Annotated in this window: 13 protein-coding genes and 1 pseudogene; 9 read left to right on the top strand and 5 right to left on the bottom strand. The window is 73.4% G+C overall.

Translation table 11 applies throughout. From position 1 onward, the window contains the following. Positions 1-212: 212 nt before the first annotated feature. Positions 213-1,346: an endo-1,4-beta-xylanase gene (locus tag HCK00_RS02720; protein WP_168100103.1), complete on the bottom strand. Its 1,134-nt coding sequence runs from the start codon at positions 1,344-1,346 to the stop codon at positions 213-215. Between the two features lie 127 nt (positions 1,347-1,473). On the opposite strand from HCK00_RS02720, the gene HCK00_RS02715 reads away from it, so the two are divergent. From HCK00_RS02715 to HCK00_RS02695, 5 genes and pseudogenes are all read left to right on the top strand, one after another. After that, positions 1,474-2,511 (top strand): LacI family DNA-binding transcriptional regulator, encoded by a 1,038-nt coding sequence (locus HCK00_RS02715; protein ID WP_168100102.1) that lies wholly within the window; start codon positions 1,474-1,476, stop codon positions 2,509-2,511. Between the two features lie 142 nt (positions 2,512-2,653). Further along, the gene (locus tag HCK00_RS02710) at positions 2,654-3,964 is read left to right on the top strand and encodes an ABC transporter substrate-binding protein (RefSeq protein WP_168100101.1); all 1,311 of its coding nucleotides are present in this window, start codon (positions 2,654-2,656) and stop codon (positions 3,962-3,964) included. Positions 3,965-3,970: 6 nt separating this feature from the next. Then, positions 3,971-4,924 carry a carbohydrate ABC transporter permease gene (locus tag HCK00_RS02705; protein ID WP_168100100.1) on the top strand — a complete coding sequence of 318 codons (954 nt, stop codon included), beginning with the start codon at positions 3,971-3,973 and terminating at the stop codon, positions 4,922-4,924. Then, positions 4,921-5,847, top strand: a complete 927-nt coding sequence (locus HCK00_RS02700; RefSeq protein ID WP_168100099.1) for a carbohydrate ABC transporter permease — start codon at positions 4,921-4,923, stop codon at positions 5,845-5,847. The genes HCK00_RS02705 and HCK00_RS02700 overlap by 4 nt, the downstream gene beginning before the upstream one ends. A 38-nt stretch (positions 5,848-5,885) precedes the next feature. Next, positions 5,886-8,591, top strand: a pseudogene (locus HCK00_RS02695) (beta-glucosidase family protein); the annotation flags it as partial. A gap of 217 nt (positions 8,592-8,808) precedes the next feature. Here the strand turns inward: HCK00_RS02695 and HCK00_RS02690 are convergent. Both HCK00_RS02690 and ppdK read right to left on the bottom strand, forming a co-directional pair. Further along, positions 8,809-9,948, bottom strand: coding sequence for an ArsR/SmtB family transcription factor (locus HCK00_RS02690; protein ID WP_311765136.1), 1,140 nt, complete (start codon positions 9,946-9,948; stop codon positions 8,809-8,811). 867 nt (positions 9,949-10,815) lie between these two features. Then, the gene (gene ppdK / locus HCK00_RS02685) at positions 10,816-13,476 is read right to left on the bottom strand and encodes a pyruvate, phosphate dikinase (RefSeq protein WP_240965213.1); all 2,661 of its coding nucleotides are present in this window, start codon (positions 13,474-13,476) and stop codon (positions 10,816-10,818) included. 764 nt (positions 13,477-14,240) lie between these two features. On the opposite strand from ppdK, the gene HCK00_RS02680 reads away from it, so the two are divergent. After that, a complete protein-coding gene (locus HCK00_RS02680; RefSeq protein WP_375781903.1) occupies positions 14,241-15,854 on the top strand; it encodes an MGH1-like glycoside hydrolase domain-containing protein in 1,614 nt (537 codons plus the stop codon). 403 nt (positions 15,855-16,257) lie between these two features. On the opposite strand, the gene dusB is transcribed toward HCK00_RS02680, so the two are convergent. Continuing rightward, on the bottom strand, positions 16,258-17,394 hold the full coding sequence (gene dusB / locus HCK00_RS02675; RefSeq protein WP_168100097.1) for a tRNA dihydrouridine synthase DusB: 1,137 nt from the start codon (positions 17,392-17,394) through the stop codon (positions 16,258-16,260). Between the two features lie 350 nt (positions 17,395-17,744). After that, positions 17,745-19,127 carry a glycine--tRNA ligase gene (locus HCK00_RS02670; RefSeq protein WP_168100096.1) on the bottom strand — a complete coding sequence of 461 codons (1,383 nt, stop codon included), beginning with the start codon at positions 19,125-19,127 and terminating at the stop codon, positions 17,745-17,747. Between the two features lie 174 nt (positions 19,128-19,301). Here HCK00_RS02670 and HCK00_RS02665 point away from each other — a divergent pair, with 174 nt between their 5' ends. From HCK00_RS02665 to HCK00_RS02655, 3 genes are all read left to right on the top strand, one after another. Next, a complete protein-coding gene (locus tag HCK00_RS02665; protein ID WP_168100095.1) occupies positions 19,302-20,414 on the top strand; it encodes a metal ABC transporter substrate-binding protein in 1,113 nt (370 codons plus the stop codon). 115 nt (positions 20,415-20,529) lie between these two features. Continuing rightward, complete coding sequence (locus HCK00_RS02660; RefSeq protein WP_168100094.1) at positions 20,530-21,300, top strand: metal ABC transporter ATP-binding protein; 771 nt, start codon at positions 20,530-20,532, stop codon at positions 21,298-21,300. After that, positions 21,300-22,193 carry a metal ABC transporter permease gene (locus HCK00_RS02655; RefSeq protein WP_168100093.1) on the top strand — a complete coding sequence of 298 codons (894 nt, stop codon included), beginning with the start codon at positions 21,300-21,302 and terminating at the stop codon, positions 22,191-22,193. The genes HCK00_RS02660 and HCK00_RS02655 overlap by 1 nt, the downstream gene beginning before the upstream one ends. Positions 22,194-22,207 lie beyond the last annotated feature (14 nt).

The following is a 22,207-nucleotide window of genomic DNA, read 5'->3' as shown; positions in this document are numbered from 1 at the left end:
AACCGTTCCGGCCGGGCCCGCGCCGCCGGGAACCGGCTCCGGTGCCGCCGCGGACACCCGGCACCGGACACCCGTCCGGCGCCCCCCGGCCCGTCGCGCGCCCCCGGGCGCGCCGGGGGCGAGGCCGGGCGGCGGTGCGTGGCACCCCGCCCGGGGCGGTGCCGGCCCCCTGCGGGCCGGGGGCGCCTCAGCCGCGTGAACGACGCGCCGGGTCAGGACATCCGGCGGCCGCCGGGCGGCCCGCTCCGCCATCCGGCCAGGGTGAAGGCGAGCCGCATCGCGTGGTAGGCGGGTTTCGGCCGGTACGCCTCGTCGTACGGGCAGGCCGCGCCCTCGCCCTCGAACCAGCCGGGGATCCAGGAGTCGGCGTCGGAGAAGCCCCACACGGTGACGCCCTCGCAGCGGCGGACGGCCGTGCAGGCGTCGGTGACCGCCTGGTACTCCGCGGCCTGCCGCAGCAGCTTCTTGCGGGTCACCGGCAGGTCCATGCGGATGTCGAGCTCGGTGATCACGACGTCCAGCCCGAGGTCGGCGAAGCGCTGGAGGTTGGCCCGCATCTTCTCCGGCTGCTGCCCGAGGACCAGATGGCTCTGGAAGCCGACGCCGTGGATCGGCACGCCCCGCGCCGTGAGCTTCTTCACCAGCCGGTACATGCCGTCACTCTTCGGGCCGAGACCGTCGGTGTTGTAGTCGTTGATGAAGAGTTCCGCCCCCGGGTCGGCCCGGTGGGCGGCCCGGAACGCCTCGGCGATGTAGTCCTCGCCGAGGGCCCGGTGGAAGATCGTGTCGCGGAAGGTGCCGTCCTCGTCGAACGCCTCGTTGACCACGTCCCAGCGGTCCACCCGGCCCCGGTAGCGGCCCGCGGTGGCGGCGATGTGGTCGGTCATGAGGGTGCGGAGCTCGGCGGGCGCGAAGTCCCCCTCGTTCAGCCAGGCGGGGAGCTGGCTGTGCCACACCAGGACGTGCCCGTACAGGTCCTGGCCGTTCGCGTCCGCGAAGTCCGCGATACGATCGGCGTCGTCCCAGGTGTACCGCGAGCGTTCCGGCTCGACCGACTCCCACTTCATCGCGTTCTCGGGAGTGACGCCGCTGAACTGTGTGGCGGCGATACGCGCGTAGGCCGGGTCGTCCAGCCGGTCCGCCGCGACGGCGGTCCCGGCGAAACGGCCGGAGGCGGCCGCCGCCCCGGCGAGCGTCCCGCCGGGTACGCCGTGCGCCGCGCCGCGGGCGGCGGGCGGGGTTTCCGCAGCGGTGGCCGGGGGCGCGGAGGGGAGGCCGAGCCCGCCGAGCAGAGTGGTGGCGGCGAGTGCCGCCGCCGCGGCTCCGCGGAGGCGCAGTACATTCATGGGGGGTCCCTCTCAGCTTCACGCGGTTCCGGGTTTCCGGAAGAATGCTGCAAGTTTTCGGAGGCTGCGCCGGGAACGCTAGAGCTGGTCGGAACACCCGTCAACGGGTGTGGTGCAAGGAGGTTCCATGGCGGTCGACGAAGCCGGACAGTCGCGGCCGAAGGTCACGATCACGGCGATCGCGCAGGAGGCGGGCGTTTCCGTCCCGACGGTCTCGCGCGTGGTCAACGGCCGCTCCGACGTGTCGCCGGAGACCAGGGCCAAGGTGGAGGACCTGCTCCGCCGCCACGGCTACCAGCGGCGCGGCACCGCGGGCCGCGACGGGGCCGGCCTGCTCGACCTCGTCTTCAGCGACCTGGACAGCCCCTGGGCGGTGGAGATCATCCGCGGGGTGGAGGAGGTGGCGCACGCCGCCGGGCGGGGCACGGTCGTCTCGGCCACCCACGGCCGCGCCGGCGCCACCCGGCAGTGGCTGGACAATCTGCGGGACCGCGCCTCCGACGGCGTGATCCTGGTGACCTCCGCCTTCGAGCCGCTGCTCCAGAAGGAGCTGCGGCGGCTGGACGTCCCGGTGGTGATCGTGGACCCGGCCGGCTCGCCCGCGCTGGACGCGCCCACCGTCGGGGCCACCAACTGGGCGGGCGGCATGGCCGCCACCGAGCACCTGCTCCAGCTCGGGCACCGGCGGATCGGCTTCATCGGCGGGCCCATGCGGCTGCTGTGCAGCCGGGCGCGGCTGGACGGCTACCGCACCGCGCTGGAGGCCGCCGGGCTGCCCGCCGAGGACACCCTGATGGTCGGCGGCGACTTCTACCACGAGTCCGGTTTCACCGGCGCGCAGAAGCTGCTGGACCTGACGGACCCACCCACGGCGATCTTCGCCTCCAGCGACCAGATGGCGCTGGGCGCCATCGAGGGGCTGCGCCGCCGCGGACTGCGGGTGCCGGACGACATGAGCGTCGTGGGCTTCGACGACCTGCCCGAGATGCGCTGGGCCTCGCCGCCGCTGACGACCGTGCGGCAGCCACTCGCCGAGATGGGTAAGGTCGCTGCCCGTACGGTGATGCGTCAGGCCCGAGGGGAGGAACTCGACTCGCCGCGCGTGGAGTTGGCGACCGAACTGATCGTCCGGCACTCCACGGCGCCCCCCGCCGGGCGCGACTGACCCCGACGGCGGGCGCCGCGTGGCCCCGGGCACGGGCCGTCCGATCCCATTTTCGTTACACCCGTTGACACGCCTGATGATGAATCCGTAACTTCCAGAAACATCGACCGATAATTTTCGGGACCTTTCCGGAAGGTGTGCCATGCGGAACATACTGTCCCCCAGAGGCGGCCGGGCCGTCGCGGCGATCACGGCCACGATCGTCGCGTCGTCCGCGCTGGCCGCCTGCGGCAGCGACGGATCCGAAGCGGCCGGCGGCGGCAAGGAGGGGACGCTCAACGTCTGGGTCTACCAGGACGCCTCGACCAAGGTGCAGGAAGCGGCCGTCGAGCGGTTCAACAAGACCTCGGACGTCAAGGTCAAGCTGACCCAGGTTCCGGGTGACAGCTACCAGGACAAGGTCCGCACCGCGATGGGCACCCCCAACGCCCCGGACATCTTCTTCAACTGGGGCGGCGGCTCCATCGCGAACTTCGTCGAGAAGGACATGCTCGTCGACCTCACCCCCGAGTTCGAGAAGGACCCGAAGCTCAAGGGCGCGTTCATCCAGTCGATCGTCGAGGCCGGGAAGGTCAACGACAAGTTCTACGGCGTGCCGATGCGCGGCATGCAGCCGGTGATTCTCTTCTACAACAAGAACGTCTTCGAGAAGGCCGGCGCCGAGCCCCCGGAGTCCTGGGACGACGTGCTCGCCCTGATCGACACGTTCAAGGGGGAGGGCGTCACGCCGTTCGCCCTGGCCGGCGCCGACGCCTGGCCCGAGCTGATGTGGGTCGAGTACCTGCTCGACCGGATCGGCGGCGCCGAGGTCTTCCAGCGCATCCAGTCCGGTGACGCCGAGGCCTGGGGCGACCCGGCGGTGCTCAAGACCGCGCAGACCGTCGAGGACCTGGTGGACCGGGGCGCGTTCGGCAAGAACTACGCCTCCGTCAACTACACGGAGGACGGCGCCTCCACGCTCTTCGCCAAGGACCGCGCCGCCATGCACCTGATGGGCAGCTGGGAGTTCGCCAACCAGAAGTCCAACCAGCCGGACTTCGTCAAGGAGAGCCTGGGCTGGACGGCCTTCCCGGCGATCCCCGACGGCAAGGGCGACCCCAAGTCCGTCGTCGGCAACCCCACCAACTACTGGTCGATCAACGCCGAGGCCAAGGAGCAGGAGACGGCGCTGGAGTTCGTCAAGTTCGCGGCCGAGGAAGCCTACGTGGGTGACCTGGTGGACAACGGCGACGTGCCCACCACCTCCGACGCCGAGGAGCGGCTGGCGTCGCACAGCGCGCCGGAGTACGCCGAGTTCCAGTACGAGATGGTCAAGGCCGCGCCGGACTTCACCCTCTCCTGGGACCAGGCGCTCCCCGCGCAGAAGGCCGACCCGATGCTCACCAACATCCAGAAGCTCTTCAACGGCCAGCTCTCGGCCAAGGACTTCACCGAAGCCATGAAGGGTCTGTAAGTCACCATGCCGGCATCCGCCACCTCCGGGACCACGGTGAAAGAGCCCGCCACAGGTGTGGTGGCCCGGCCGTCCGGCGCCTCCGGCGCGGGGCGGCCGGGCCTCGGCTGGGCCGTTCCCGGACTGCTCTTCTTCGCGTTCTTCGCGATCGTCCCGATGCTGCTGGTCGTGGCCCTCTCCTTCACCGCCTGGGAAGGGCTCGGCACCCCCGAGTGGACCGGGGGCGCCAACTGGTCCCGGCTGTGGAACGACCCGGTGATGCGGCAGGCCGTCTGGCTGAGCGTGCTGCTCACCGCCCTGTCCTGGCTGTTCCAGACCCCGGTGGCGCTCCTCCTGGGCGTCTGGTCGGCGGGACGGCAGCGCAACCGGGCCGTGCTCTCCGCGATCTTCTTCCTGCCGCTGCTGGCGTCCTCCGTGGCGCTGGCGCTGCTGTGGAAGACCCTCCTCGACCCCAACTTCGGGCTGATCGCCGACCTGGGGCCGTACATCGGCTTCCCGGACGGCAACCTGATCGGCGACTCCCGGGGCGCCTTCGCGGCCGTCGTCTTCGTCGCGTCCTGGCAGTTCATCCCGTTCCATACGCTGCTCTACCAGGGTGGCGCGCGGCAGATCCCGGCGTCGCTCTACGACGCGGCGCTGGTGGACGGGGCCGGCACGGTCCGGCAGTTCTTCAGCATCACCCTGCCGCAGCTCAGGAACACGATCATCACCTCGTCGGTGCTGATGGTGGTCGGCGCGCTGACCTTCTTCGACACCGTGCTCATCCTCACCGAGGGCGGTCCCGGGACGGACACCACCATCGTCCCGTACCTGATGTACCGGACCGGCTTCCAGGCGTTCGACATGGGTTACGCGAGCGCCATCGCCACCATCCTGGTGGTGATCGCCACCAGCGTCTCGCTGCTGCTCGTACGGCTCACCGGCTTCGGCGCCATGCGCAGTACCCGGGAGGGAATGTGACCGACGTACTGCCCCGCCGCCCCGGTCTGCCCCGCCGCCCCGGCACCGCGCCGCCGAGGCGCCCGGGGAAGGGCCCCCGGGAGCCGCGCCGCGCCCGCGGGTTCCGCCTGCCGCGCTGGAACTACCCGGCCGGGTTCGGCGCGCTGATCTGGCTGGCGGTCGTGGGGCTCCCGCTGTTCGCGCTGGTGTCCTCCACCCTCCGGTCCCGGGACGACTACCTCGACAACGGGACGCTCTCGCTGCCGGGCGAGCCGACGCTGGACAACTACCGCAAGGTCTTCGCGACCGACTTCCTCACCTATCTGCTCAACACGGTGATCGTCACGGCCGCCGTGGCCGCCCTGGTGGTCGTACTCGCGGTGACGGTCGGGTACACGGTGGTGCGCACCCGCAGCCGGATGTCGCACCGGGTCTTCCAGGTCTTCCTGCTGGGCCTGGCCATCCCCGCGCAGGCGGTGATCGTCCCGGTCTTCCTGATCATCACCAAGCTGCACCTGTACGACTCCCTGCTCGCGGTCGTCCTGCCGACGGCGGCCTTCGCGCTGCCGGTCAGCGTGCTGATCCTGGCGGGCACGATGCGCGACATCGACGAGGAGATGTACGAGTCCATGGCGCTGGACGGCGCGGGCCCCGCCCGGATCCTGTGGCAGCTCGTCGTGCCGCTGAGCCGGTCGGGGATCTCGACCGTCGCCGTGTACGCCTCGCTCCAGGCGTGGAACAACTTCCTGTTCCCGCTGATCCTCACCCAGTCGCCGGGGAACCGGGTGCTGACCCTCGGCCTGTACGACTTCGTGGGCGAGTTCCGGGTGGACATCCCGGCGCTGCTCGCGGCGGTCGTGCTGTCGATCGTGCCCATCTTCGTCGTCTACCTCTTCGCCCGCCGTCAGCTCGTCAGCGGCCTCATGGGCGTCGGCGGCAAGTAGCCGCCTCCCCCCACCCCCTCGCGCCGGACAGGAGTCCCATGCACCACGAGACGGAAGGCCCCTGGCAGGACACCTCCCTGCCGCCCGGGGCCCGGGTCGGCGACCTGCTCACCCGGATGACCCTGGAGGAGAAGGTCGCCCAGCTGTTCTCCATCTGGCCCGGCTCCGACTCCGAGGGCGAGGACGTCGCCCCCATGCAGCACGAGATGGCGGCGACCGCGGAACCCGCGGACCTGGACACCCTCATCCGCCACGGGCTGGGCCAGCTCACCCGCGCGTTCGGCACCGCGCCCGTGGAGCCGGCGGCGGGCGCGGCGGCCCTCGCCCGCACCCAGGCCCGGATCGCCGCGGCGAACCGTTTCGGGATTCCCGCGCTCGCCCACGAGGAGTGCCTCACCGGTTTCGCCACCTGGGGCGCCACGGTCTTCCCGACCCCGCTGGCCTGGGGGGCCTCGTTCGACCCGGCCCTGGTCGGGCGCGCCGCCGAGCTCATCGGCTCGACCATGCGCTCCGTCGGCGTCCACCAGGGCCTCTCCCCCGTCCTGGACGTGGTCCGCGACCCGCGCTGGGGCCGCACCGAGGAGTCGATCGGTGAGGACCCGTATCTGGTGGCCACCGTCGGCACCGCCTATGTGCGGGGCCTGGAGTCCAGCGGGATCGTCGCCACCCTCAAGCACTTCGCCGGTTACTCCGCCTCCCGCGCCGGCCGCAACCACGCCCCCGTCTCCGCCGGTCCGCGCGAGCTGGCCGACGTCCTGCTGCCACCGTTCGAGCTGGCCGTCCGGGACGGCGGGGCGCGCTCGGTGATGCACGCCTACACCGAGACCGACGGCGTGCCCGCCGCGGCCGACCACCGGCTGCTGACCTCGCTGCTCCGGGACGCGTGGGGGTTCGGCGGCACCGTCGTCGCCGACTACTTCGGCATCGCCTTCCTCCAGACCGCGCACCACGTCGCCGGCTCCCCCCGCGACGCGGCCGCCCTGGCGCTGACCGCCGGCGTGGACGTGGAACTGCCCGCGGTCCACTGCTACGGGACCCCGCTGCTGGACGCGGTGCGCTCCGGGGACGTGCCGGAGGAACTGGTCGACCGGGCGGTGACCCGCGTGCTGCGGCAGAAGTGCGAGCTGGGCCTGCTCGACCCGGACTGGAGCCCCGTACCGCCCGCCCTCACCGGACCGCCGCCGGCGGTGACCGGGGAGAACGGCCCCGGGGACGGCGAGGGATCCGGAGCGGCGGGCCCGGCCGTGGCCCCGCTCGCCGCCGCCCGTGAGGCGGCCCTGCGGCCGGGCGCCGACCCGTCCTCCGGCGGCCTGGACTTCGACACCGCCGAGCTGCGCGCGGTGAGCCGGCAGCTCGCGGAGGAGTCCGTGGTGCTGCTCGCGGACGACGGCGGCGTCCTGCCCCTCGCCGCGGGGCCGGACGCGCGGATCGCCGTCGTCGGGCCGCTGGCCGACGACCCGGCGGCCATGCTCGGCTGCTACACCTTCCCCGCCCACGTCGGCTTCGAGCACCCGGGGCTCCCGGTCGGGGTGCGCGTCCCGACGCTGCTGGAGGCGGTCCGCGCGGAACTGCCCGGCGCGCGGATCACCCACGCCCCCGGCTGCGCGCGCCCGGACCCCGAGCCGTCCGGTCCCGAGGCGGCGGGCCTGCCGGGGACGGCCCCGGAGGCGTCCTCGCTCGGCGGGGTGCTCTCCCAGTCCCGGCAGCCCCTCCCGGACGGGCTGCCCTCCGCCGCGGAACTGCTCGGCGAGGGGGACGCGCTGCTGGCCGAGGCCACCGCGCTGGCCGCCGGGTCCGACGTCTGCGTGGCGGTGGTCGGCGACCGCTCCGGCCTCTTCGGGCGGGGCACCTCCGGCGAGGGCTGTGACGTGGCCGACCTGCGGCTCCCTGGCGAGCAGGGCGCGCTGCTCGACGCGCTGCTGGCCACCGGCACCCCCGTGGTGCTCGTCGTGCTCAGCGGACGCCCCTACGCCCTGGGCCGGTACGTCCGCCCGGCGGGGCGCGCCGGCGGGCCGCGCGCCGCCGCCGTGGTGCAGGCGTTCTTCCCCGGCGAGGAGGGCGGGCCGGCCGTCGCCGGGGTGCTCTCCGGACGGGTCAGCCCCTCCGGCCGGCTGCCGGTCAGCGTGCCGTACGGGCCCGGCGGCCAGCCGTGGACGTACCTCGCCCCACCGCTCGGCCTCCGCAACGAGGCCAGCTCGTCCGACCCCACCCCGCTCTTCCCGTTCGGCCACGGGCTGTCGTACACGTCCTTCGAATGGAGCGACGGCGGCGTGACCGTCCCGCCCCCGGCCTCCGGGGACGGCGCCACGGCCGGGGCGGGCGGGAACGGCAGCGGGTCCCCCGGCGGAGCGCCCACCGGGGCCGGGCCGGCGGAGGCGCCGCTCGTCCTGGGCACCGACGACGAGGCCACCGTGCGGCTGACCGTGCGCAACACCGGTGACCGGCCCGGCACCGAGGTCGTCCAGCTCTATCTGCACGACCCGGTGGCCCGGACCACCCGGCCGGTCAACCGGCTCATCGGCTACGCGCGTGTGCCGCTCGGGCCCGGGGAGGCGGCGGAGGTGCGGTTCGGCTTCCACCCGGACCTCGCCTCGTACACCGACCCGGACGGGCGCCGCGTCGTGGAACCCGGCGACCTGGAGCTGCGGCTCGCCGCGTCCAGCGCCGACATCCGGCACCCCGTCCGGCTGCGGCTGCGCGGCCCGGAGCGCACCGCCGGTCACTGCCGGCGGATGGTCTGCCCGGCCATGGTGCACCGGCTGGGCGCGCCCGGCGCGGGCCCGGACGGCACCCCGGGCGCCCCGGCGCCGGAGGGGACGGGTCTGCCCGTCACCCCGTCGGGCCGGGCCGTCTGAGCGGCAGGGGAACGGTGGCGGGCGCTGGAGAGCGCCCGCCACCGGCGGGTCCAGGGCCCGGCCGAGGGGGCGGACCCCGGCGGTTCACCGGAGGGTGCAGCCGGGGTCAGCGGGGTGCGCCGCTCGCCGCGGCGGCGCGGGGCGGGAGCGCCGCCGGTCTCCGCCCCTCCGATGATGCCCCCGGCGCCCGCGCGTCGGCGGTCCGGGCGGCGGTGGCCGTGCCGCCGTGGAGCAGGGCGGCACCGAGTGGGGTCAGGGTGTGCAGCACCGCGCTGCCGTGGCGCAACGTCACGACCAGGCCGGCGTCGCGCAGCACCCCGGCGTGCTGGCTGGCGGAGGCCGGGGAGACGCCGACCCGGCGGGCCAGCTCGCCGGTGGTGCAGCCGCCCTCGATGGTGCGCAGGACGGCGGAACGCGTCTGGCCCACGAGCCTGCCCAGGGAGCCGGTCCCGGCCTGGCTCCGCGCCGGCACGGGGCCGGTGCCCTCCCGGGCGTGGTCGACGGGGTAGACCAGCACCGGGGCGTGCTCCGGGTCGTGGAGGGTGACCGGGGTGACCCGGCAGAAGAACGACGGCAGAAGCAGCAGGCCCCTGCCGTTCAGATGCAGCTCCCGGTCGACCGGATAGGCGGTCTCCAGCACCGGCGGCCGCCAGCACATGGGGTGGGGCAGCGACGCCAGCAGTTCGTCGGCGCCGCCGTCGAGGAGGGCCCGGCCGCGGGCCGCCCGGTCGGCCTCGATCCGGGCGCGGATGTGCGGCCAGTACGGGGCGACGGCGGCCCGGTGGTAGTCCCGCAGCCCCCCGAGGAGTTCACCGAGGGCCGCCGGACGCCCCTCGGCCAGGGCCTCGTGCCGGGGCGCGGGGGCCCCGTCCCCCGCGGCGGGCGGAGCGGAGCGCGCACCGCGGATTCCCGGGGCCGCGTGGCCGGCGGCGAGGAGCCCGAGATCGCGGCGGAGGTGGCCGGGCGGGGTGGCGCGCAACGCCTCCAGCCCGTGCTCCACACCGGAAATTCCCTCGGGCGGCGTCAGGAAATCCGGGAAATATCCGCGGAGGGGGACCAGTGAGGCCAGCAGACGTACTTCACCGTTCAATCGGGACCGGGTCTCCCGCCGCCATTCCCCGAGCGCCGTGGCGGAACGTTTGTCGCGCAGCCGGTGGAAACTCAGAACCGTTTCCCACAGTGCGTCCGGACGGGCCGCAATACGTATCCGCCCGAGGTCGCGTCCGGTGAAATGGATGCGTAGCACCAAACCCCCACAAGTTGCCCCCACCTGACCCTCCGCACGAGTATGCACAGAGGCACAGTGGGTCACCACGCGCTTTTGGCCACAGTTGAAACGGGTCGCGGGACGGGGCCGGGGCGCGGAAGAGTGGGAACAGCCGGGCGCCGCGAAACGGTGGTGAGGCTGTCGTGGGGGCAGCCGGGAAACCGTTTCCGGGCGGCAGGGTACCGCCCGCGCGCCCGGCGGGGTGGAGGACCGCGGTCCGGTGATTCTCGAGCTCGCCGGACCGCGGGAGTCCCGTTTTCCGCGCCCCGCTCACGGGCCGCCGCTTCGCGGACGGAATACGCTTTCCGATCCGGTTGAATTCCTGAACCATTCTCCCCCGGGTCGTGCGCGCGCCATGAACCGGCACCGGAAAGGGGCGCGAAATCGGCGGTACCCACCCCTCCGCCCCGGCCCCGCCCCACGGACCACCCTGTTCCGGCCCGGTGCCGTCAGCCGGTCAGCTCCAGGGCCGCGAGCCTGGCGTCGCTCAGGGACACGTCGTTGCCCGGGCCCGCCTGCGCCCGGTCTCCCGCGACCCGGTAGCTGCCCTGGGTGGAGTTCACGGGCGCGGACCGGCCGTCGCCCTGCCGCTCCACAGCAGGACGCGGTCGCGGCCCGGTGCCAGTTCCGGGGTCTCCGGGCCGCTGCCGGGCGGCGCTCCGTGGGGACTCACGCGCGTACAGGTCCGTGAACCGTGCCGCCCGCTCACGGTTCCCCCGTTCTGCATGGACTTCACACCCCTTCATGTCGCGGGCGGCCGGGGCGGGGCCGCCGGAGTACCGGAGCGGGGGCGGGCCGGTCGTGAGGGTCGGGGACCCGCCCCCGCTCCGGTGGATCGTGGCCGCGTCAGCGGCTGTCGCTGCCCAGGCTCTCCGCGGCCGCCCGGCCGGCCTCCAGCCGGGCCACCGGGATCCGGAAGGGCGAGCAGGACACGTAGTCCAGGCCCACCTCGTGGAAGAAGTGCACGGACTCCGGGTCGCCGCCGTGCTCGCCGCAGACACCGAGCTTGATGCCGGGGCGGGTGGCGCGGCCGGCCTCGACGGCGTGCCGCACCAGCGAGCCCACGCCGTCCCGGTCGATGGTCTCGAAGGGGCTGACGCCGAAGATGCCCTTCTCCAGGTAGGCGGTGAAGAAGCTGGCCTCCACGTCGTCCCGGGAGAAGCCCCACACGGTCTGGGTGAGGTCGTTGGTGCCGAAGGAGAAGAACTCGGCGGCCTCGGCGATCTGTGCGGCGGTCAGCGCGGCCCGCGGCAGCTCGATCATGGTGCCGATGGTCAGCTTGAGGTCCTGGCCGGAGGCGGCCTCGGCCTCGGTGATGACCCGCCCGGCCTCCTCCCGGACGAACTCCAGCTCCTGGACGGTGCCGACCAGCGGAATCATGATCTCCGCGCGGGGGTCGCCGGAGGCCGTCCGGCGTTCGGCCGCGGCCTCGGCGATCGCCCGGACCTGCATGGCGAAGAGGCCCGGGATGACGAGGCCGAGGCGGACCCCGCGCAGCCCCAGCATCGGGTTCTGCTCGTGCAGCTTGTGCACGGCCTGGAGCAGCCGGAGGTCGTTCTCGTTGGCGTCCCTGCGGGATTCGGCGAGCGCGACGCGCACCGACAGCTCGGTGATGTCGGGGAGGAACTCGTGCAGCGGCGGGTCGAGCAGCCGTACGGTGACGGGCAGCCCGTCCATCGCCTCGAACAGCTCCACGAAGTCGGCCCGCTGGAGCGGCAGCAGCGCCTCGAGCGCGTCCTCCCGCTCGGCGTCCGTGTCGGCGAGGATCAGCCGCTCCACCAGTTCCCGCCGCTCGCCGAGGAACATGTGCTCGGTGCGGCAGAGACCGATCCCCTGGGCGCCGAAGCGGCGGGCGCGGGCGGCGTCCTGCGCGTTGTCGGCGTTGGCGCGGACCCGCAGCCGGCGGACCCGGTCGGCGTAGGCCATGATCCGGTGCACGGCCCGCACCAGGTCGTCGGCGTCCTCGGCGCCGGCGTGCATCCGGCCCTCGAAGTACTCCACGACGGGCGACGGCACGACGGGCACCTCGCCGAGGTGGACCTGGCCGGTGGAGCCGTCGATGGAGACGGTGTCGCCCTCCTCCACCACGATCCGCCCCTTGCCGTCGGGTGACGTGGCCGTCAGCCGGCGCTTCTTGGTGTCCACCTCCAGCTCCTCCGCGCCGCAGACACAGGTCTTGCCCATGCCGCGGGCGACGACGGCCGCGTGGGAGGTCTTGCCGCCGCGCGAGGTGAGGATGCCCTCGGCGGCGATCATGCCGTTGAGGTCGTCGGGGTTGGTCTCCCGGCGGATCAGGATGACCTTCTCGCCCGAACGCGACCACTTGACGGCGGTGTAGGAGTCGAAGACGGCCTTGCCGACGGCGGCCCCCGGCGAGGCGGCGATGCCCCGGCCGAGCAGTTCGGAGGGGGCGCTCTCGTCGAACCGCGGGAACATCAGCTGGGCGAGCTGGGCGCCGTTGACCCGCTGCAGCGCCTCGGCCTCGTCGATCAGCCCCTGGTCGACGAGTTGGGTGGCGATGCGGAAGGCGGCTCCGGCGGTGCGCTTGCCCACCCGGGTCTGGAGCATCCACAGCTTGCCGCGCTCGATGGTGAACTCGATGTCGCACAGGTCCTTGTAGTGCGTCTCCAGCGTCTCCATGATCTGCATGAGCTGCTGGTAGGACGGCCGGTCCAGCCGCTCCAGCTCGGCCAGCGGCACGGTGTTGCGGATGCCGGCGACGACGTCCTCGCCCTGCGCGTTCTGCAGGTAGTCGCCGTAGACGCCCTGCTGGCCACTGGCCGGGTCGCGGGTGAAGGCGACGCCCGTGCCGGAGTCGGGCCCGAGGTTGCCGAAGACCATCGAGCAGATGTTGACGGCCGTGCCCAGGTCGCCGGGGATGCGCTCCTGGCGGCGGTAGAGCCGGGCCCGCTCGGTGTTCCAGGAGTCGAAGACCGCGCGGACGGCCAGGTCCATCTGCTCGCGCGGGTCCTGCGGGAAGGAGCGCCCGGTCTCCTCCCGCACGATCCCCTTGAACCGCTCGACGAGCCCCCGCAGGTCCTCGGCGCCGAGGTCGACGTCGACGGCGACACCCTTGGCCTCCTTGGCCTCCTCGATCGCCTCCTCGAAGAGGTCACCGTCGATGCCGAGCACCGTCTTGCCGAACATCTGGATGAGCCGGCGGTACGAGTCCCAGGCGAAGCGCTCGTCGCCCGCCTGCCCGGCGAGCCCGGCCACGGAGGCGTCGGAGAGGCCGATGTTGAGGACCGTGTCCATCATCCCCGGCATGGAGAACTTGGCCCCGGAGCGGACCGAGACCAGCAGCGGGCCGTCGGCCTGCCCGAGCTTCTTGCCCATCCGCTCCTCGAGGGCCGCCAGGTGCGCGCCCACCTCGTCCCGCAGCTCCGCCGGCTCGGACCCCGTCTCCAGGTAGACCTTGCACGCCTCGGTGGTGATGGTGAAACCGGGCGGTACGGGGAGGCCCAGGTTGGTCATCTCCGCGAGGTTGGCGCCCTTGCCGCCGAGCAGTTCCTTGAGCTCCTTGTTGCCCTCGGCGAAGTCGTAGACGAACTTCCGCGCGACCGGCGAAGGGGCGGCGGCCGAGGCAGGAGTCGGGGCGGGGACGGCGGGAGCGGCGGACGGGGATACGGCTGCGGCTACGGCGGCTGCGGGGTTCGTGGTGTCCGGCACGGGATCGCACTCCTCGTGATGGGTCCCCCTCGGGAGCGGTTCGGGGGAGGGGCTGCCCTTGATGGCGGGGAGCGTACCCAGATCGAAGGCAGCCGACGGCGTGAACTGGGGGATTGGCCGGGCTTGACCCCGCCTTTGCCAGCGGATCGAAAGTGAGCCCGGGCCCGGAAGGGGTGTCCGAGGTGTTCATGAACCGAACGCACGGTGACCGGACACGCCGGGAACGAGCCCGCCCCGCGAGGCGGAGGCCACCGGGAGTGACCAGTTCCGTGACCTCTTGAAGCCGGCAGAGCTGACACCCAGTGCCAAACGTTTGAGAGGTGCACGCCACAAGAGAGCGCTCAAACGAGCGCGAGCCCGATCAGAGTGGCGGGAATCACGCCGCAGGCATCGGGGCCGTCTCAACTTCCGGACAGTCCGCACGCACACCCGACCCGCTCACGCCCGACCCCCGGCCGCACCACTGAGGCGCGTGTCACAGTGGGACCTTTCCCCTTTGAGAGGACAAAACCCTCCGCTACGTTCGACGGCACAGGGTGGGGCCCACCTTCCCGGCACTCCCCGCACTCCCCGCACTCCCGTCCTTCCGTTCGGAGCCCTCCGTGGACAGCACGGACCACACGACCCCCACGGCCGACCCGGTGCCCCCGCGGCGCCCGGTGCCCAGCACCCACCGCGCGGACACCGGGACCCCCGCGGCCCGCCCCTTCCCGGACCGGCCGCGCATCCCCCGGCCCGCGCCGCCCCCGGCCGGCCCCGCCACCCTGCGCCGCGACGCCGGGCGTGTCCTCGCCGCCAACTGGACGGGCTCCTCGACCGTCCCCTCCCGCGGCCTCTACCCGCACCAGTGGAGCTGGGACTCCGCCTTCGTCGCCATCGGCCTGCGCCACCTGTCCCCGTCCCGCGCACGCCGGGAACTCACCACGCTCTTCGCGGCCCAGTGGGGCGACGGCCGCGTCCCGCACATCGTCTTCAACCCGTCGGTCGACCCCGCCGCGTACTTCCCCGGGCCCGGGTTCTGGCGCTCCTCCCGGGCCGGCGCGGCCGTCGGGGCTCCGGCCGCGGCCGAGACCTCCGGGCTGGTCCAGCCCCCGGTGCACGCCCTGGCGGCCTGGCTGGTCCACGAGTCGGACCCCGCAGGCTCGGCCCGGGAGTCCTTCCTCCGCCGGCTCCATCCCCGGCTGGACGCCTGGCACCGCTATCTGCTGGACCGCCGCGACCTGCGCGGGCACGGACTGGTGTCGATCGTCCACCCCTGGGAGTCCGGCATGGACAACAGCCCCAGCTGGGACGGTCCGCTGGAACGGGTCGAGCCCGCCCGCCGTTCCGCCTTCCGCCGGGCCGACCTCGACCACTGCGCCGTCGCGGACCGCCCCACCGATCTGGACTACGGCCGCTACGTGCGGCTCGCCGCCGACTACCGCGACCACGGCTACCGGGACGACGCACCGCACGCGTTCGCCGTCGAGGACACCGGGTTCAACGCCCTGCTCGCCCTCTCCGAGCACGCGCTGGCCCGGATCGCCGAAGCCGTCGGCGCCCCGCCGGAACCCCACCGCGCCCGGGCCGAGCGCCTCACCTGTTCCCTGACCGAGCACGGGTGGGACCCGGCGGCCGGGCTCTTCCGCGGCTACGACGTGCGGGGCGGCCGCCCCGTCGGCGGGTACTCCGCGGCCGGTCTGCTGCCGCTCGCCCTGCCCGGCCTGCCGGACGAGATCGCCGGTGCGCTGCTCGCCACCCTCTGCGGCCCGCACTTCGGCCTGGGCGGCGCGGTACGGCTGGTACCCAGCTACGACCTGCGCGGACCGTCCTTCGATCCCCACCGCTACTGGCGCGGCCCCGCCTGGTTCAACGTCAACTGGCTGCTGGAGCGAGGGCTGCGGCGGTACGGCGCGCCCGCGCGCGCGGACGCCCTGCGCTCGGCGCTGCTCAGCGCGGCCGACGCCTCCGGCTTCGCCGAGTACGTCGACCCGTACACCGGGCTGGCGCGCGGCAGCCGGGACTTCGGCTGGACGGCCGCCCTCGCGCTCGACCTGCTGGTGGCGGCGGAACGGGACGCGGCGGCGGGCCTGGAACCCGGCCCCGCACACACGGGCCGGGCCACCGCAGCCACCGGAAACGGGACGCAGACCGCCACCCGGCCGGCGCGGGAACCCACTCCGGTACCGGTACCCCCGGCGAGGCACCCGGGCCCCGCACCCCACCGGGAGCCCTAGCCCGGCCGGACCCTCTGCGCAGAACACGATCATCCTTACCGGACCTCGATGCCCCGCACCAGAAGATCGCCCGTGACTCCCGGCCCCGTGATCTTGCAGGAAAAGTTACAGCGTCACCGGATATGCGCAGAGTTTGTTACGCCATGGATGTAAGAAACTCTGCACCTGGTCCGCGCACCACGGTCGAGCGGAGCATCAGCGCGCTCGAGCAATGGCGCGGACCGGCCACCCCCTACGGCAGGACCGCCCCCATCCACCTCACCGGGCTCCGCCTCGCCACCATCCTCATCCGGTCAGCGAGATGATCCGAGGGAAACAACCCGGCCCTCCGGGAACCTCCCCCGCACCGGGCCGCCGCCGCCGGCGCGGGCCACGCCCGCGGCCGGTGGAGGCCCCGGCCGGGTCAGCCGCCGGAGGTGTCCAGTTCCGCGTCGGCCCCCACGCACGCCGTGTCGTACGGGTCGGCCAGCCAGCCCTCGGGAAGCACCACCCGGTTGCGGCCGGAGGTGCGCCCGCGCGGCCCGTCGGCGTGCGCGGGCCAGGGCTGGTCCGCGTCCAGCCGGCCGAGCAGCTCATCGAGCTCGGCCAGGGAGGACGCGGTGGCCAGCTGCCTGCGCGCCTCGGAGCCGACCGAGAAGCCCTTGGTGTACCAGGCGACGTGCTTGCGGAAGTCGATGACGCCCCGCGCCTCGTCCTCCAGCCACTCCCCCAGCAGCTGGGCGTGGCGCCGCATGACGGCCGCGACCTCGCCGAACGTGGGGGCCGCGACCTCGCCGGTGCCCTCGAACGCGGCGACCAGGTCACCGAAGAGCCAGGGCCGCCCCAGGCAGCCGCGGCCCACCACGACCCCGTCGCACCCGGTCTCGCGCACCATCCGCACCGCGTCGGCGGCGGACCAGATGTCGCCGTTGCCGAGCACCGGGATCTCCGGGACGGCCTCCTTGAGCCGGGCGATGGCCTCCCAGTCGGCCGTGCCGCCGTAGTGCTGGGCGGCGGTGCGGCCGTGCAGGGCGATCGCGGTGACCCCCTCCTCGACGGCGATCCGGCCGGCGTCGAGGTAGGTGAGGTGGTCCTCGTCGATGCCCTTGCGCATCTTCACGGTGACGGGCAGGCCGCCGGCGCCGGTGACCGCCTCCCGGAGGATCGCGCGGAGCAGCGGCCGTTTGTACGGGAGCGCGGAGCCGCCGCCCTTGCGGGTCACCTTGGGCACCGGGCAGCCGAAGTTGAGATCGATGTGGTCGGCCAGGTCCTCGTCCACGATCATGCGGACGGCCTTGCCGACGGTGGCCGGGTCCACCCCGTAGAGCTGGACGGAGCGGGGCTTCTCCGCGGAGTCGAAGTGGATCAGCCGCAGCGTCTTGGCGTCCCGCTCGACCAGCGCCCGCGTCGTGATCATCTCGCTGACGAACAGGCCCTTGCCGCCGGAGAACTCGCGGCACAGGGTGCGGAACGGCGCGTTGGTGATCCCGGCCATGGGGGCGAGCACCACCGGCGGCCGCACGGTGTGCGGGCCGATCTGCAGGGGCGGCGTCGGGGTCATGGAACGGCATTCCCTCGGGTCGTACGGCTCCGCGCGCCCGGTGGCGGCCGGGCGGCGGACGGGCGCGGCCCTCCATTGTCCCGCACCCGCGGAGCACCCGCGGTCCGCACCCCGGTCACCCCGGGTCCGGCGCCCAGGACGCCGGTCGCACCCGTCCCCGCGGCCACGGAGAACGGACACGGGCACGAACCCGGAGAACGGACACCGGCACGGACACCGGGAACGCACGGCGCCCCGGCGCCCGCTCGGGAAGGAGACGGGCGCCGGGGCGCCGTGTACGTGGAGGGCCGGGCCGCGGGGGCCCGGCCGGCAGCGGGGGAAGGCCCGCTCGCCGGGATCAGCCTCCCAGGTCAGCAGCCCAGGAGACGGGCGCCCAGGTAGCCCTGGATCTGGTCCAGCGAGACCCGCTCCTGCTGCATGCTGTCCCGCTCGCGGACGGTGACGGCGTTGTCGTCCAGGGTGTCGAAGTCGACCGTCACGCAGAACGGCGTGCCGATCTCGTCCTGGCGGCGGTAGCGGCGGCCGATGGCGCCCGCGTCGTCGAACTCGATGTTCCAGTTCTTGCGCAGGTCGGCCGCGAGCCCCTTGGCCTTGGGGGACAGCTCCGGGTTGCGGGAGAGCGGCAGCACGGCGGCCTTCACCGGGGCCAGGCGCGGGTCGAGCCGGAGCACCGTCCGCTTCTCCATCTTGCCCTTGGCGTTCGGCGCCTCGTCCTCGACGTAGGCGTCGAGCAGGAAGGCGAGCATGGCGCGGTTCACGCCGGCCGCCGGCTCGATGACGTACGGCGTCCAGCGCTCGCCGGCCTCCTGGTCGAAGTACGACAGGTCGTGGCCGGAGGCCTTGGAGTGGGCGCCGAGGTCGAAGTCGGTGCGGTTGGCCACGCCCTCCAGCTCGGAGAACTCACTGCCGCCGAAGTTGAAGCGGTACTCGATGTCGGCGGTGCGCTTGGAGTAGTGGGAGAGCTTCTCCGCCGGGTGGTCGTACCAGCGCATGTTCTCCTCGCGCAGGCCGAGACCCCGGTACCAGTTCCAGCGCTCCTCCATCCAGTAGAGGTGCCACTTCTCGTCCTCGCCGGGCTTGACGAAGAACTCCATCTCCATCTGCTCGAACTCGCGGGTGCGGAAGATGAAGTTGCCGGGCGTGATCTCGTTCCGGAAGGACTTGCCCATCTGGGCGATGCCGAACGGCGGCTTCTTCCGCGAGGTCTGCTGCACCTGCGCGAAGTTGGTGAAGATGCCCTGGGCCGTCTCGGGCCGCAGGTAGGCCACGGAGCCGGAGTCCTGGGTGGGGCCGAGGTGGGTGGAGAGCAGACCCGAGAACTGCTTGGGCTCGGTGAAGCCGCCCTTGTTGCCGCAGTGCGGGCAGTTCACGTCGGTCAGGCCGTTCGCCGGCAGCCGGCCGTGCTTGGCCTCGTACGCCTCTTCGAGGTGGTCGGCGCGGAACCGCTTGTGGCAGGAGGTGCACTCGGTGAGCGGGTCGGTGAAGGTGGCGACGTGACCGGAGGCCTCCCAGACCTCGGGGGCCAGGATCACCGAGGAGTCGAGACCGACGACGTCCTCCCGGGAGGTGACCATGGCGCGCCACCACTGGCGCTTGAGGTTCTCCTTGAGCTCCACACCGAGCGGCCCGTAATCCCAGGCGGCGCGCTGGCCGCCGTAGATCTCACTGCACGGGTAGACGAAGCCCCGGCGCTTGCTGAGGCTGACGATGGTGTCGATCTTGTCGGCGGCCACGGTGCTCTCTTCAGTACGACGACGAACGGCGAAGGCATCAGGCTACCGGCGCGCGGTCCCCTGGGACCAATTGGTGTCCGGGGTCCGGGTATCGAGCGCTCACGGACGGTTCCCGCGTGGTCCGCTCATCCTTTTTGTTGACAATCGTTTCCAGTGTTGTTGAAAATGGATGTCATGAACGCACTCCGTCCCGCCCTCCCCTCCCGCCGGCGCTCCCCCCATGGCTCCCGCCGGGGCCCCCTGCGCCGCCGGGCCACCGTCGCCGCCGCGGCCGGGGCCACCGCCCTCGGGCTCCTCACGCTGACCGCCTGCGGCGGCGGCGCGACGGGCGCGGGCGCGAGCGGGAACGGCACGGTCGAGGTGGTGGCGGCCTTCTACCCGCTGGAGTTCCTCGCGAAGGAGATCGGCGGGAAGCATGTCTCCGTCTCCACCCTGACCGGGCCCGGCGTCGAGCCGCACGACCTGGAGATCACCCCGCGGCAGACCGCCCGGCTCGGTGAGGCGGACGTGGCCTTCCACCTGAAGGGCCTGCAACCGGCCGTGGACGACGCCATCGCGCAGTCCGGGGTGGCGAAGGCGGTGGACGCCGCGGAGCTGGCCGCCGCGCACCACGCCGGGGAGCCGGCGGACGGGAAAACCGCCGGCGGAGACGAGGACACCGACGGGCACGCCGACGAGCACGCCGACGGCGACCGGCACGACGAGCACGGCGACGAGCACGGCGACGAGCACGGGGACGAGCACGGTCACGACCACTCCGGCGGTGCCTCCGACCCCCACCTCTGGCTGGACCCCACCCAGTACGCGGAGGTGGCCGAGGGCTTCGGCAAGGTGCTGGCCGAGGCCGACCCGGAGCACGCCGGCGCCTACACCAGGAACACCGACGCCCTGGTGAAGAAGCTGACCGCCCTCGACGAAGAGTTCGAAGAAGGACTGCGCGACCGCGCGACCGACACCTTCATCACCACCCACGCCGCCTTCGGCCACCTCGCCGCCCGCTACGGCCTGGACCAGGAGGCGATCGGCGGCCTCGACCCCGAGCAGGAGCCGAGCCCCGCCCGGGTCAGGGAGCTGCACTCCATAGCCCGGAAGGAGAAGGTCACCACCGTCTTCTTCGAGACCCTGGTCCCCGCCGGTACCGCGCGCACCCTGGCCGGCGACACCGGACTGCGCACCGACGTGCTCGACCCGCTGGAGGGAATCACCGACCGGTCGAAGGGCGATGACTACTTCGAGGTGATGCGCGCCAACCTGGCCGCGCTGCGGAAGGCCCTCGGCGCCGGGTGACCGTTCGCCCCGTGGCACCCCCGCTCCCGTCACCTCCGTCCCCGGCACCGCCGTCCCCGCCACCTCCGCCACCTCCGCCACCTCCGCCACCCACCGTCACGTGAAGGACCCGACCATGACCGCACATCCCGTCGTCTCCCTGCGCGGAGCGACCGCCCGGCTGGGCGCGCGCACCGTGCTGCGCGGTGTCGATCTGCGCGTCCGGCGCGGCGAGGTGGTCGCGCTGCTCGGCGCGAACGGCTCGGGCAAGTCCACGGCCGTCCGGGCCGTCGTGGGCCAGGTGGAGCTCGCCGAGGGCTCGCTGGAGCTGTTCGCCACGCCGCTGTCCCGCTTCCGCGACTGGGCGCGGATCGGTTACGTCCCGCAGCGCACCACCGCCGCGGGCGGGGTGCCGGCCACCGTGCGCGAGGTCGTCTCCTCCGGGCGGCTGGCCCGGGCGGGGCTGCGGCCGCTGCGCAAGGCGGACCGCGCGGCCGTCGAACGCGCCCTGGAGCTGACCGGTATGGAGCACCGCGCCGGGGACTCCGTGAACGCCCTCTCCGGCGGGCAGCACCAGCGGGTGCTGATAGCCCGGGCGCTGGCGGCCGAACCCGAACTGCTGATCATGGACGAGCCGATGGCGGGCGTCGACCTCGCCGGCCAGGAGGATCTGGCGGACATTCTGCGGGCGCAGGTCGCGGACGGCGTCTCGGTGCTGCTCGTGCTGCACGAGCTGGGCCCGCTGGAGCCGCTGATCGACCGCGCGGTCGTGCTCCGCGACGGCTGCGTGGTCCATGACGGGCCGCCGCCCGAGGCCGTCGGCCAGCACGCGCTGCCCGGCCACGACCACGTCCACCCGCACGCCGGCGCGGGGGCCGAACCGGTCCGGACGGGGCTGCTGACCTGATGGAGATCCTGGACTACGCCTTCATGCAGCGGGCGCTGCTGGCCGCCGTGCTGGTCGGCGTCACCGCGCCCGCGATCGGCATCTACCTGGTGCAGCGACGCCAGGCGATCATGGGTGACGGCATCGGCCATGTCGCCATGACCGGTGTCGCCCTCGGCTTCCTGCTCCAGTCCAGCCCGGTCTGGACGGCGACCCTGGTGGCGGTGGCCGGCTCGGTGGGCATGGAGCTGATCCGCTCCCGCGGCCGTACCAGCGGTGACATCGCGCTCGCCATGCTCTTCTACGGCGGTATGGCCGGCGGTGTCATGATCATCAACCTGGCGCCGGGCGGCTCCACGGCCAACCTCTCCACCTATCTCTTCGGGTCGATCACCACCGTGGCCCCCGCGGACGTGCTGGCGATCTGCCTGCTGGCGGCCTTCGTCGTGGCGATCACCATCGGGCTGCGCCGCCAGCTCTTCGCGGTCTGCCAGGACGAGGAGTTCGCGCGCGTCACCGGGCTGCCGGTGCGCCTGCTCAACCTGCTGCTCGCGGTCACCGCCGCGGTGACCGTCACCGTGGCCATGCGCATCGTGGGGCTGCTGCTGGTGAGCGCGATGATGGTGATCCCGGTGGCCGCCGCGCAGCGCGTCACCCGCGGGTTCACCGCCACGCTGGCCGTCGCCGTCTCCCTCGGCGTCGCCGTCTCGCTGACCGGGACGGTGGTGACGTACCACGTCGACGCCCCCTCGGGCGCCGCGATCGTCCTGCTGGCCATCGCGGTCTTCCTGGTCCTCGCGGCCGTGACCACCCCGCTCGCCCGGCGCCGGGCCCGCCGCGCGGCGGCCGCGGAGGAGCGCTGCGCCACGGCCCCGCCGCAGCCGGGCGGGACCCCGGACGACGTGAGAGTCTGAGCCCGCGGCCCCGG

Origin of the sequence: Streptomyces zingiberis (assembly GCF_012034935.1) — a bacterium.
Classification (GTDB): domain Bacteria; phylum Actinomycetota; class Actinomycetes; order Streptomycetales; family Streptomycetaceae; genus Streptomyces; species Streptomyces zingiberis.
This window is presented reverse-complemented; position numbering and strand designations above follow the sequence as displayed.